Annotated in this window: 13 protein-coding genes; 6 read left to right on the forward strand and 7 right to left on the reverse strand. The window is 31.0% G+C overall.

Annotation, left to right across the window (positions count from 1 at the left end; all coding sequences use genetic code 11):
• Positions 1-29: 29 nt before the first annotated feature.
• Positions 30-575 (forward strand): acyl-CoA thioesterase, encoded by a 546-nt coding sequence (locus tag H527_RS0105220; RefSeq protein ID WP_373297442.1) that lies wholly within the window; start codon positions 30-32, stop codon positions 573-575.
• Between the two features lie 60 nt (positions 576-635).
• The gene (locus H527_RS0105225) at positions 636-1,025 is read left to right on the forward strand and encodes a c-type cytochrome (RefSeq protein WP_027411729.1); all 390 of its coding nucleotides are present in this window, start codon (positions 636-638) and stop codon (positions 1,023-1,025) included.
• Between the two features lie 79 nt (positions 1,026-1,104).
• On the opposite strand, the gene H527_RS21470 is transcribed toward H527_RS0105225, so the two are convergent.
• From H527_RS21470 to rpmH, 3 genes are all read right to left on the reverse strand, one after another.
• A complete protein-coding gene (locus H527_RS21470; RefSeq protein ID WP_051316640.1) occupies positions 1,105-2,322 on the reverse strand; it encodes a S8 family serine peptidase in 1,218 nt (405 codons plus the stop codon).
• A gap of 525 nt (positions 2,323-2,847) precedes the next feature.
• Positions 2,848-5,700 carry a carbamoyl-phosphate synthase large subunit gene (gene carB, locus H527_RS0105235; protein WP_027411730.1) on the reverse strand — a complete coding sequence of 951 codons (2,853 nt, stop codon included), beginning with the start codon at positions 5,698-5,700 and terminating at the stop codon, positions 2,848-2,850.
• Between the two features lie 102 nt (positions 5,701-5,802).
• Positions 5,803-5,961, reverse strand: coding sequence for a 50S ribosomal protein L34 (rpmH, locus tag H527_RS23475; RefSeq protein WP_081414554.1), 159 nt, complete (start codon positions 5,959-5,961; stop codon positions 5,803-5,805).
• 173 nt (positions 5,962-6,134) lie between these two features.
• On the opposite strand from rpmH, the gene H527_RS0105240 reads away from it, so the two are divergent.
• Positions 6,135-6,650: a hypothetical protein gene (locus H527_RS0105240; protein ID WP_027411731.1), complete on the forward strand. Its 516-nt coding sequence runs from the start codon at positions 6,135-6,137 to the stop codon at positions 6,648-6,650.
• A 134-nt stretch (positions 6,651-6,784) separates the two neighbouring features.
• On the forward strand, positions 6,785-7,600 hold the full coding sequence (locus tag H527_RS21475) for a TlpA family protein disulfide reductase (protein WP_051316641.1): 816 nt from the start codon (positions 6,785-6,787) through the stop codon (positions 7,598-7,600).
• A gap of 13 nt (positions 7,601-7,613) precedes the next feature.
• Here H527_RS21475 and H527_RS0105250 read toward each other — a convergent pair whose 3' ends face one another.
• The 3 genes from H527_RS0105250 to H527_RS0105260 form a co-directional block, all read right to left on the reverse strand.
• Positions 7,614-7,982 carry a sulfite exporter TauE/SafE family protein gene (locus H527_RS0105250; RefSeq protein WP_027411732.1) on the reverse strand — a complete coding sequence of 123 codons (369 nt, stop codon included), beginning with the start codon at positions 7,980-7,982 and terminating at the stop codon, positions 7,614-7,616.
• Positions 7,983-8,043: 61 nt separating this feature from the next.
• On the reverse strand, positions 8,044-8,991 hold the full coding sequence (locus tag H527_RS0105255) for a lytic transglycosylase domain-containing protein (RefSeq protein ID WP_027411733.1): 948 nt from the start codon (positions 8,989-8,991) through the stop codon (positions 8,044-8,046).
• 69 nt (positions 8,992-9,060) lie between these two features.
• Positions 9,061-9,732, reverse strand: a complete 672-nt coding sequence (locus H527_RS0105260; protein ID WP_035087487.1) for an alpha/beta hydrolase — start codon at positions 9,730-9,732, stop codon at positions 9,061-9,063.
• A gap of 306 nt (positions 9,733-10,038) precedes the next feature.
• Here H527_RS0105260 and H527_RS0105265 point away from each other — a divergent pair, with 306 nt between their 5' ends.
• On the forward strand, positions 10,039-10,341 hold the full coding sequence (locus H527_RS0105265) for a GNAT family N-acetyltransferase (RefSeq protein ID WP_027411735.1): 303 nt from the start codon (positions 10,039-10,041) through the stop codon (positions 10,339-10,341).
• 111 nt (positions 10,342-10,452) lie between these two features.
• Here H527_RS0105265 and mtaB read toward each other — a convergent pair whose 3' ends face one another.
• Positions 10,453-11,772, reverse strand: a complete 1,320-nt coding sequence (gene mtaB, locus H527_RS0105270; protein WP_027411736.1) for a tRNA (N(6)-L-threonylcarbamoyladenosine(37)-C(2))-methylthiotransferase MtaB — start codon at positions 11,770-11,772, stop codon at positions 10,453-10,455.
• A gap of 131 nt (positions 11,773-11,903) precedes the next feature.
• On the opposite strand from mtaB, the gene H527_RS0105275 reads away from it, so the two are divergent.
• Positions 11,904-13,532 carry an ABC transporter substrate-binding protein gene (locus H527_RS0105275; protein WP_027411737.1) on the forward strand — a complete coding sequence of 543 codons (1,629 nt, stop codon included), beginning with the start codon at positions 11,904-11,906 and terminating at the stop codon, positions 13,530-13,532.
• Positions 13,533-13,568: the final 36 nt, after the last annotated feature.

Raw genomic sequence — 13,568 nt, forward strand, 5'->3', positions numbered from 1 at the left:
GCCCCATACTTAATCATTAATAAACTAATATTTTGAAAAAATATAAAAGCAATAAAGACTCTAGAGTTATTATTTCACAACTTATGCTTCCTTCTCATTCTAACTTTAGTGGGAAAATACATGGGGGATATATTCTATCTTTAATGGATCAAATTGCATTTGCATGTGCGTCTAAACACTCTGAAGCATATTGTGTGACTGCAAGCGTAGATAGAGTAGATTTTCTAAAACCCATTGAAGTAGGAGAGCTTGTTACTTTAAAAGCATCTGTTAATCACGTAGGAAACACCTCAATGGTAGTAGGGGTTAGAGTAGAATCCGAGAATATACAAACTGGTAAAATGAAACACTGTAACTCTAGCTATTTTACAATGGTTGCTAAGAATAACAAAGGAGAGAGTATTTCTATACCAGGTTTAATCTTAGAAAATAAAACCGCAATAAGACGTTTTGTAAGAAGTATAATTCGAAAAGAGGATGCTACTTTAAGGCGTAATCGTTTTAAAGAATCTGAATTTGAACCAGAATCTCATTTGGAAATCCTAAAAGAATACAACGTAAAGGTTAATTTATAATTAATTCTTATCTTTTGTATTATATTAGAAACCATGTAAAACCTTTGTCTATTCCAAAATATGAAAAATTTAAAAAAATCGTGTAGAATAATTTTATTACTTCTTTTGACTATACTAAGTTTAAATTGTAGTAGTAGCGATGAAAGTGCAGAACCTCTTACTCCCACAAACCCCAACACTAATCCTAATCCTAGTAAAATCACAACATATAATGCTGATGTAAAATCAATAATAGACAACCAATGTATAAGTTGTCATACAATACCTCTTGCAGAAGGTGCTCCTTTTGCTATGCGTAATTATGCAGAGACAATTAATGGTGTAAACAGAGATCTAGTACTTAGAGTAAAATCTAATGGAGTCAATGTAATGCCTCCTGCTGGTAGATTACCACAAGCAACTATAGATATTATTTTAGATTGGGAAGCAGATGGCTTTAAAGAAAAATAACCTATAGATAATACCTAAAAAGAAGAAGCTGAATAAATATCATCCAGCTTCTTCGTAACTACAACATATGAATCAATACTTAATTTACGGTAGCAATAGGAGCAGTATACCCTCCTTTACTTACAGATCCATTTGTACCTGTACTGTTACCTCTAAGTAGTAATATCCCTGCAACGTGTGGCGAAGCCATAGAAGTTCCAGAAATTTTATTAAACTGCCCATTTGTCCATGTAGACCATACATTAGTACCTGGTGCCCATCTATCAACACTAATACCATAACAAGAACTAGATGCTGGACTATCTGTATTTGTCATATTACCAATATTCCAAGAATTAGCAGTTCGCAATCTTTGTGGAGAATAGTACTGTGTATCATCATTACTGTTACCTGCTGCCATAGCACCATACGTAGTTCTCTCTAAGTTTCTAAACGCATTATCTGTTGCTACATTAGTATAACGATTTCTATACCCTATACTATAATTCCAAGTATCTCCGTTTCTTGCATTTCTTGCCACATAATCAACACCTCCAAGAATACCAGCATCACTACCACTTCCTTGCGCATTTAACACTCTAACAGATACTACGGTTGCTCCATAAGCAACTCCTATAACTCCAGAGCCATTGTTTTTTGCAGCAACAGTTCCTGCCACATGCGTACCATGACCATTTTGATCTTGCCATGACCCACCAACAAAACTTCTACTACGGTTAGTATCGATATTTAAATCACTATGAGGAGAAACTCCACTATCAATAATCCAGCAAGTTTTACCAGCACCGTTAGCTCTACCAACTCTTTTAATACCCCAAGGTAAAAACTCTCCATTTGGTAATTGAGAATCATTAGTTACTGCTTTGTTATTTACAGTTGCAGGAAGTTGATCTACAGGCTCTCCCATTTCTATATCTAATTTTCTAATATAGTTAGGCTGTACGTATGCTACATCAGGATCATTTTTAAGCATTTCTACCTGCTTTTCAGATAAGTCTTTTACATGAAATCCTTGTATTGCATTACTATACACTTGTTTTACATTATCTTTTTGTATTGCATATTTAGATAATGTTTGTTCTGATTTTGCTTTTATTCCAGCACTTTTTCCATATAAAGACTTATTTTCATTATAAATCACAATATATTCTCCAGGAACCGCTTGATCAGCTCCTACCGTCTCAATAGTGTCTGCGTTATTTTCGATATCTGTAACACCATCTGCATCTTTTTCGCAACTATAAAAAAGCATTGAAAAAACGGCAATTGTACTTAAAATTCTTAGTTGAGTTTTCATTAAAATTTGATTTTTTGTGTTAAACGTATTATTAAATTGAAATTAAAAAGTTGAGCTCTCATTAAAATTTCCATTTCAAATGTAGAGATTAATCTAAATAATCAAATACGGTAAAAGCATAAATAACAACAACTTATGCCACTGAAAAATAGATTTTAATAAAAAAAATGTATTTGATTTTCAATAATGCAACTATGTTGCGTTACTGAAAATCAAATGGTTAAAAGAAAATAATGTAATTATGAAGATTAATTTTATTTCCTAAATCATTCGATTAATTGTAATGTATCATTTTTGAGATTTAACTAAAATTAACAATGATTAATATTTAATTAACTTAAAACCATATAAATAATTAACTAAATCACTGAAGAAAGTACTTCTATACCGTATAAAAAGAACAAAATATGTGTAAAAAATTTAAAACTTTATTTTTTTTAAATAACAAAAAAATAAAAAAAGGCTGAATTCTTCATTTTAAGTTTAGAATTCAGCCTTCTTTTTAACTTGTATTTAGAATTGTAGTTATTTACTCAAATACATTTTTCGTCTTGAATACAGATCATAAAATTGATCATCTTTAAGATCCTCTATAAATAATATACTTTCTCCAGTACTTTTCATTTCAGGTCCTAATTTTTTATTTACATTAGGAAATTTATTAAACGAAAACACTGGTTGTTTGATTGCATATCCGTCTAAATGAGGTTTAAAATCAAAATCCGTAACCTTTTTATCGCCTAACATAACTTTGGTTGCATAATTAACATAGGGTTCTCCATAAGCTTTTGCTATAAAAGGAACTGTTCTAGATGCTCTTGGATTAGCTTCTATAATATATACCATATCATCTTTGATAGCAAATTGGATATTTATTAAACCAACAGTATTTAATGCGAGAGCGATTTTATGGGTATGGTCTTTAATTTGTTGCATTACAAATTCTCCTAAATTAAAAGGAGGTAATGTAGCATTAGAGTCTCCTGAGTGAATTCCACAAGGCTCTATATGCTCCATAATACCAATTATATATACATTTTCTCCATCGCATATCGCATCTGCTTCTGCTTCTATAGCTCCATCTAAATAATGATCCAATAATAATTTATTATTAGGTATTTTACGTAGTAAATCAACAACGTGTTCTTCTAATTCTTGTTTATTGATAACAATCTTCATTCCTTGACCTCCTAATACATAAGATGGTCTTACTAGGATTGGAAAATCTAAACGATCTGCAACTTCTAATGCTTCTTCTGCTGTTTCGGCTATATCAAATTCTGGGTAAGGAATATTATTTTCTTTTAATAATTGAGAAAAATGCCCTCTATCCTCCGCCAAATCGAGAGATTGATAGCTAGTTCCAATTATTTTTATTCCATATCGATCTAATTTTTCTGCTAATTTTAAAGCAGTTTGACCTCCAAGTTGAACGATTACTCCTTCGGGTTTTTCATGTCTAATAATATCATAAATATGCTCCCAAAATACAGGTTCAAAATATAATTTATCTGCTATATCAAAATCTGTAGAAACTGTTTCTGGATTACAATTTATCATTATTGTTTCATATCCACATTCTGCAGATGCTAATACACCGTGTACACAACAGTAATCAAATTCAATTCCTTGACCTATTCTATTAGGTCCAGATCCCAGAACAACAATTTTCTTTTTATCACTAACCACACTTTCGTTGGAAACATATTTCTTTCCTTCAGGAGTTTCTATTTCTGCTTCAAAAGTAGAGTAAAAATACGGTGTCTGTGCTTTAAACTCTGCCGCACAAGTATCTACTAGTTTATAAACTCGATTTATACCAAGTTCATCTCTCTTATTATAAACTTCACTTTCATAACACCCTACCATATGAGCTATCTGTCTATCTGCAAAACCTTTTTGTTTTGCCTCCAAAATCAGCTCTTTAGTAAGAGATTGTATAGTGTATGTCGAAATTTCTTTTTCAAGATTATATAATTCTTCATATTGTTTAAGAAACCACATATCTATTTTAGTAATTTCATGTATTCTTCTTAAAGGAATTCCTATCTGAATAGCATCATAAATTACAAATACTCTATCCCAACTGGCATAAGTTAGTTTTTCAATAATCTGGTCATAATTCTTTTCTCCTTTTCCATCTGCACCAAGTCCATTTCTTTTTATTTCTAAAGATTGTGTTGCTTTATGCAATGCTTCTTGAAATGATCTACCAATGGCCATTACTTCCCCCACAGATTTCATTTGAAGCCCTAAGGTACGATCTGATCCTTCAAACTTATCAAAATTCCACCTTGGGATTTTTACGATAACATAATCTAAAGTAGGTTCAAATAAAGCAGATGTAGATTTAGTGATTTGGTTATCCAACTCATCTAAATTATAACCTATCGCTAGTTTTGCTGCAATTTTAGCAATTGGATACCCTGTTGCTTTGGATGCCAAGGCAGAAGAGCGTGAAACTCTTGGATTTATTTCGATAGCAATAATATCTTCTTTTTCATCTGGGCTTACCGCAAATTGCACATTACACCCTCCTGCAAAATCACCGATACTACGCATCATATGGATTGCCATATCCCGCATTCGCTGAAAAGTTTTATCACTTAATGTCATTGCTGGTGCTACTGTAATAGAATCCCCAGTGTGAATCCCCATTGGATCCATATTTTCTATAGTACAGATAATGACAACATTATTATTGTTATCTCGTAATAACTCTAACTCATATTCTTTCCATCCGATAAGAGCTTTATCGATCATGACTTCATGAATTGGAGATATTTCAAGACCTCGGGTAAGCAATTCATCAAAATCTTCTTCTTTATATACGATAGATGCTCCTGCTCCTCCAAGAGTATAAGATGCTCTAATCACCAAAGGAAACCCGAATTCCTGCGCTATCTCTTTTCCTTTTAGATAAGAGTTAGCTGTTGCTTGAGGAGCCATAGGGATACCTATTTTAAGCATTAGCTCTCTAAACTGTTCTCGATCTTCTGTAATATTTATAGCATCTATATCTACTCCTATTATATCTACTTCAAAATCTTTCCAGATACCTTTCTCATCTGCTTCAATACAAAGATTAAGAGCTGTTTGCCCCCCCATCGTTGGCAATACTGCATCAATTTGAGGGTGTTCTTTTAATATCTCTATTAACGATTTTGTATTTAATGGTTTAAGATACACATGATCTGCCATAGAAGGATCTGTCATGATCGTTGCAGGGTTCGAATTAATCAGAATCGTTTCAATTCCATCTTCTCTAAGAGAACGTAATGCTTGTGTTCCTGAATAATCAAACTCACAAGCTTGTCCAATAACAATAGGCCCTGACCCTATTATAAGTATACTCTTTAGTCTTTCTTGTTTAGGCATGTAATAACAATATTGCTTTTTTCTTAAATTTTTATGTATTAGATATAAAAAAAGGCGTTACCTATAAAGTAACACCTTTAATATTTTAAAAACACATTACCATTAGTGCTTATGTCTTAGTTCTGAAGAAACAGATAGCTTCTTTCTTCCTTTTGCTCTTCTACGAGCTAATACCTTTCTACCATTTGCAGAAGCCATGCGCTCTCTGAAACCGTGTTTATTTTTTCTCTTTCTCTTCGATGGTTGAAACGTTCTTTTCATTGCTATCTATCTTTATAAATCTTCTTGAAATATCTAATTTAATATTTATGGGTATCTGTCCCGAAAACTGCGTGCAAATATACGAAGAGTTTTTACTTTGGCAAATCTAATTATCAAAATATTTTTATTTGTTTTTATTACCTTTGCGCCGAGTTAATAATTAAATCTTTTCAATGTACAACAAAAATATAAAATTAGTAATTGCTACAATCGTAATTGGTGTGGCTATATGGCAAATAATAGAAGGATATATAGGTAATGGAATTATGCTTCTTTTATTAGCTGCGATTTTCATTTTTTTATATTTTAAAAATGAGCTTATATTGCTCGCTTTCTTAAGATTAAGAAAACAAGATTTTGATGGCGCTAAAAAATGGTTGAATAAAATCACTAATCCAGAAAGTGCTCTTACTTTAAAACAACAAGGATACCACAACTATCTTCTTGGTATCATGCTTTCACAAACCAATATAACACAAGCTGAAAAACATCTAAAAAAAGCTATTAAGCTAGGGCTTTCTATGAATCAGGATCTAGCAGTAGCCAAACTCAATCTTGCAGGCATAGCAATGACTAAGAGACGAAAAAGAGAGGCTCAGATATTACTTAATGAAGCTAAAAAATTAGACAAACATAATATGCTAAAAGATCAAATAACTATGATGAAACAGCAAATGAAAAAAATCTAAACATACTAATTATTTAAAAAGATACGTTTTATATATAGCGTATTTTACAATTTATAGTATCTTACTAAAATTTTTTAGTCTAAAAATGTTTTTTAAAAACTTTACACTACATTAGCTACCGTAATCTATTTATAATGAAGAAATTATTAGTTCTGGGAATCTTGTTTTTTTATTTCAATAATTCCTTTGCCCAAGAAGAAAGAAAAATACCCTTTTCGGTTGCTATCTCATCTCATCTCATTAAGTATAATCAAAAAATAGATGCTGCTTATCAAGATAGAGATCTAGAGAGAGCTGAATTTCTATTCGACTCTTTAGTAACAAATCATCTTAATGGTACCTATATGGATAATTTTAATGTTTATCCGTTAAAGGGAGAATCTATTTCGTTAGAAGAATACGAGAAGCCTATCTTTTTAATCACTTCTGCTTCATGGTGCGTTCCTGGTATTGGAGAAATCCCTGCACTTAATGATTTAGCAGACAGGTTTCATGATCAAATAGATTTTGTAGTATTATTTTGGGATACAAAAGAAAACTTAAAAGAAAAAGTAAAAGAGTATACTCAAAACATAAAACTAGTCCATATAGATGAAAAAACCAACCAAGATTCTTATATCATTAACAAACTAAAACATGCATTAGGCTTTCCTATGATGTATTTTATGGATAGTAATAAAAAGATTTTGGATATACGAAAAATAGTTACTCACCATTCTAGTGAAACACTAAGCAACTCTTACAGCATTCATTTTAACTCTTTATCTAAAGGAGTTTCTCTTTTAATTTCTAACCTAGATTTGAATTCCGAAACTAGCACGACAGAAAGCGATACAATACAGAATAAAGATAATCGAAGTGAAGAAGAACGAAATATTGATGAGGAGTATGAAATCTATAAGAGAGAACAAGATTCTTTAAACAATAACACTAAAAGAAAAAATAATTAAAAGTTATATTGTTTTATTTACCAAAAATTATTTTTATAGCGACTATAAACAAAACTCCTCCAAATATTTTTTTTAAAAGTGCTTGATTTATAGATATTGCCAATTTACTGCCTAAATACCCTCCTATAACAAATGTTATAGCTATAACAATAGCATATTTCCAGTTCACAAACCCTTCTTGGTAGTAATTATAAGCCGCTAATAAAGTTACAGGAACTGCTAGTACTGCTAAGCTTGTTCCTTGAGCCTCATGTTGAGAAAAATTCATCAACAAGATTAATAAAGGAATCATTATTACACTTCCTCCTACCCCTAAAGTCCCACTAAAAAATCCTGCTAATAATCCTATTAAGATTAATGATATAAGTATTGAAGTATTCATAAATTCACTTTAATAAGTTGCTAACTTAATCAAAAATCTATTAAATCTCTATCCTAAATTCTTATTGTCCTGTTTCTGAAGTATAATACCCTTCTCTTGGTATCTGAATAAGATATTCTTTGCTTGTAGAGTTGTTTAGATGTGTTTCTCTAAGCCAAGGATTGTGTAATTTTAAGATTTTATAATTTATAGCATACTGCTTAGCGAATTCATTAAAATCAGAAATAGGCTTATCTACCAACACATTAAAAGTTGGAATATGAGTATATAGATCTTTTTCACTAAAGTTAAATCCATATTGTTTTGGATTACTTAAAATCTCTTTTACCGCAATTATCCTAAACACATATCTTCCTGTTTCTTCTCCTAACAAAAGGTCATAATATGATTTTGCATCTTGCCTATCCAATTGTTTATTGACGCCCGCTACACCTGCATTATAACCAGCTGCAGCCAAAGTCCATGATCCTAAACGTTTTTTTGCGTTTTTTAGATACTCACAAGCTACTAATGTAGATTTTTCGATATGATATCTTTCATCTACATTCTGATTTACTTCTAATCCGTATTCTTTAGCTGTACCTTTTAATATCTGCCAAAAACCCGTTGCATGTGCAGGTGATACAGCTTGAGTTAAACCACTTTCTATAACTGCTAGATATTTAAAATCTTCTGGTATCCCCTGTTCTTTAAGAATAGGCTCTATAATAGGAAAATATTTATTAGCTCTTTTAAAAAGCAATAAACCATTAGATTGCCAGTAAGTATTCACTAACAACTCTCTATCCATTCTCTCTCTTATATCTGGGTTTTCTATAGGCACCAATTCACCCGAAAAATTAAGATTATCTGGCATTGGTATAGCATAAACGTTATAATCGCTTACTAATTTTTTCTCTAAAACTTTTTGAACTAATGGTTTTTCTGCACTGTCTTGAGTCGCATTTACTAATATTCCAAAAGTGAATACCACGCCTAAAAAGACTAAAGCTTTTTTAATCATCTTCATTACTTAAGTAGGTTTTGATTTTGTTGGGGAACTAAGATTTATCGTACAATATAGCATAAAAAAGTTACACTAAGACAAGTTACCCTTAAATATTTTTGGTAAATTTTTATTAAACCATCTTGCTCTATTAACTATCATAACATGAGTTCCTTTATCAACAACTATGCACTTTTTAATATTTACTATAGGAAAAACAATATCCTTATCTCCATGAATATGTATAATCCCCTCTATTGTCTCTTCTTGATCCCAACACACTATATTCTTTATAGCCCAATCCAAATATCTTTTATCCTTCATGGATAAATATTTTTGATACATCGTGGCACGTTTTTTAGCAAAATCACCAAAAGCTAGTTTTTCCCAATTACTAATTTTAGAGATCACTCCTGTCGGAAGTAACTTATATGCTTTTGTTTTTCGAGCAATCTTTATTCGTTTTGGTAATTCATGTTTATTTTTTACACTAGAAATAATGACTATTTTTTTAACATCGATACACTTACTCATCTCTTGCACTATTATTCCTCCAAAAGAAACACCTATTAAGATACAGTTTCTATACTTAACTTCCTCACACATTCGCTTTGCATAATCCTGTATAGATTCATTCTTGTATGGAATTTTCCAAGATAAAGTATGTATTATATACTCCTCTTTTGGGAGTTTAATGAATTCGAAAATTGAAATATCTGCTGCCATTCCTGGAACAAAATAAACATGGCTAACTTCCTGCGACATAGGTATTTTAACAGTGATTTTTGAGTTTAGATCCCTTATTTCATTATCTTTGTTGTTCAAAATTATGGTATTCCCTTCTTAGAAAAAAGGAAATATTGAGTTAATTTTTTATAAATAAAGGAATATTAAAACAAATAAATCTTAGTTAGGTAAGGAAAAAGTCAGTGCATAAATAATTAGCTAATAGCTACTGTTTTTGGGATCAATATTACAAACTCTTATCTATATCAAGGTTTTCATAATCAGTAAGGTTAACCCCTTATTTATCGGGATTAATACCTCAATAATTTAAAAAATATGGAGAACATGAGTGCTATTGAATTAGAAATTACAGATAATGAATTTCTAAGACAATTCGAAACCACAATTGAAGGTCAAAAAGCGAAAATTGAGTATGCATTACAAGAAAGAAAAATTTTCCTTACCAAACTTATCATGAGTGAAGAACATCTTGAAAAAGGATATGATCAAGATTTTATTGTTGCTGTATTTAATTTAATTGAAGAACGCAATATTAGATTAGTTCCTACTTGTCCTATTATAGCTAAGTTTATGCGTAAAAACAGAAGGAAATATAAAGATTTACTTCCGGTAGGAATAAACATATAGCTACACGTTTACTTTCTAAAAACAAAAAAACTGCTCTCAAGCAGTTTTTTTTGTTTTAAATTTTTAAACAATATACATCAACTAGCTCATCATACTATAAAAAAGGATTTATCAAGCTTTTCCTTTAAAATCAAACCTAACTACTCCATCATCATCTATAGCTGTTAAATATACTTTGTGTACAGTATTCACATACCCTGGATTCCATGGCATTTTTACTTTTACATAATTCTCAGTAAAACCATATATATACCCTTCTTTATTTTCAGACTCAAATAACACCGTTCTTTCTGTACCTATTTGACTCTCATAAAAAGCTCTTCTTTTCTTTACAGATAGCCCTCTTAACATTTTACTTCTTTTCTTGCGAACATCTGCTGCAACTACTCCTTCTAATTTTGCAGCAACAGTATTATCTCTTTCAGAATATGTAAAAACATGCAAATATGATATTTCTAATTGTGATAAGAAATTATACGTATCTAAAAACAGATCATCTGTCTCCCCAGGAAAACCAACAATAACATCTACTCCTATACAGGCATGAGGCATTACCTCCTTAATTTTGTTTACTCTATCTACATAAAGATTACTAAGATATCTGCGACGCATCAATTTTAAAACCGCATCGTTACCAGATTGTAAAGGAATATGGAAATGAGGAACAAAAGTTCTGGAGTTAGCTACAAAATCTATGGTTTCATTTTTAAGCAAATTTGGCTCTATCGAAGATATCCTTAATCGTTCTATTCCATCTACTTTATCTAACGCTTGTACAAGATCAAAAAAAGTATGTTCATGTTTTTTATTCCCAAACTCTCCTTTACCATAATCTCCTATATTTACTCCCGTTAAAACGATTTCTTTAATTCCTTTTTCAGAAATCTCTTTTGCGTTCTTCAAAACATTACCTAAAGTATCACTTCTAGAAATACCTCTTGCCAAAGGAATTGTACAATAAGTACATTTATAATCACATCCATCTTGGACTTTTAAAAACGCTCTGGTACGATCTCCTATAGAATAACTACCTACATAAAAATCAGCTTCTTCTATTTCACAAGAATGTACTTCGCCAAATTCATTTTTAGACAGATCATTAATATAATCTGTTATCTTAAATTTTTCTGTAGCTCCCAAAACCAAATCTACCCCATCTACAGACGCTAATTCTTCTGGTTTTAATTGCGCATAACAACCAACCGCAGCTACAAAGGCTTCTGGATTTATTTTTTGAGCTTGCTTTACTATCGTTTTAAATCTTTTATCTGCATTCTCAGTAACAGAGCATGTATTGATTACATAAATATCTGCATTCTCCGAAAAATCTACACGATCAAAGCCTTCTTTTGTAAAATCTCTGGCTATCGTAGATGTTTCTGAAAAATTCAGTTTACATCCTAACGTATAAAAAGCAACTTTTTTTCTCATAAAAATATAACTCACATTTCCGCAAAGACAGAAATCTCTTTATATTTACCCTTTAATGCTTAGGAAAATCAAACATCTTTAGAATAAATTTTGAAGGTGTAAATATACCAACAATAATTCATTTACTAAAATTGAAGCTTATTCATTTTTTTTTCATAATTCGCTATCTACTAATAGTTTGCATATGCATCACTGCAGTATCCTGTAAAGATTCTACTACAGAAAACAGAAATCATTTAGTATTTCGTTACAATCAATACGAAAACATTAGTTCTTTAGATCCTGCTTTTGCTAGAGACTTACCTAATATTTGGTCTACCAATCAATTATTTAACGGTTTGATACAGTTAGATGATTCGTTACATATAATACCAGACATAGCAAAAAGTTGGAAAGTTTCTAAGGACGCATTAGAATACACTTTTATCCTTCAAAAGAATATAAAATTTCATAAACATCCACAATTCAAAACAAAAGACAGTACCAGAAATGTTATTGCAAAAGATTTTGTATATAGTTTTGACAGACTAGTCGATCCTAAAGTAGCATCTCCAGGAAATTGGGTTTTAAAAAACGTAAAAAACTATAATGCTATTAACGATACTCTTTTTAGAATTAAATTAAAAAAACCTTTTCCTGCTTTTTTAGGATTATTAGGTATGCGCTATTGCTCTGTGGTTCCAAAAGAAATTGTAGAATTTTATGGCAATCAGTTTAGATCTAACCCAATAGGAACAGGGCCTTTTAAGTTTAAACTATGGGAAGAAAATGTGAAATTAGTATTTAGAAAAAATGAATTATATTTCGAAAGAGACAAAAAAGGAAAACAACTTCCTTATCTTGAAGCTGTTGCTATTACTTTTTTACCCGATAAACAAAGTGAATTTTTACAATTCGCTCAAGGCAAACTTGATTTATTAAATAGCTTGGATGCATCTTACAAAGATGAATTATTAACCCCAAGTGGCAAGTTAAGAGATGTCTACAAAAACCAGATTAATATAAGCAAAGGCTCTTATTTAAATTCTGAATACCTTGGATTTTATTTAGAATCCGATAAAAAAGAAATCCAATCAGAACTACTACGAAAAGCTATAAATTATGGTTTTGATCGAAAAAAAATGATCACCTATCTAAAAAACGGGATAGGAACTCCTGCTACTAATGGTTTTATCCCCAAAGGCATGCCTGGGTTTAATAACACACCAGGATATACTTACAACCCAGAAAAAGCTAAAGAACTTATAGATACCTACAAAAAACAAACTGGTGACAATAATCCAACTATACGCATCGCAACAGACTCTAATTACCAAAGTATTTGTGAGTTTATACAACGAGAGCTAGAAAAAGTAGGGTTAAACATTATAGTAGATGTAATGCCCTCTTCTACCATACGGCAAAAAAAATGGGCAGGAAAGTTAGAATCTTTTCGAGCGAGTTGGATTGCAGATTATCCTGATGCAGAAAACTTTCTCTCTCCATATTACAGTAAAAACTTTACTCCTAATGGCCCAAATTACACACATTTTAAAAATGAAATTTTTGACAAATTGTATGAGGAAAGCTTTTTAATCACCAATACTAAACTAAGAGAACAACACTATACTAAAATGGATTCTATTATTATTGCAGAAGCACCTATTGTTCCTTTATACTACGACCAAGTTGTTAGATTTACTCAAAAAAATGTAAAAGGACTGACTAACAATCCTCAAAATTTTCTGATCTTAAAAAGAGTCTGGAAAGAGAAAAAGTAAGACTAATTATTTAATCTCTTATTGAAATTGTAATTC

This window comes from Aquimarina muelleri DSM 19832 (genome assembly GCF_000430665.1).
Lineage (GTDB): Bacteria > Bacteroidota > Bacteroidia > Flavobacteriales > Flavobacteriaceae > Aquimarina > Aquimarina muelleri.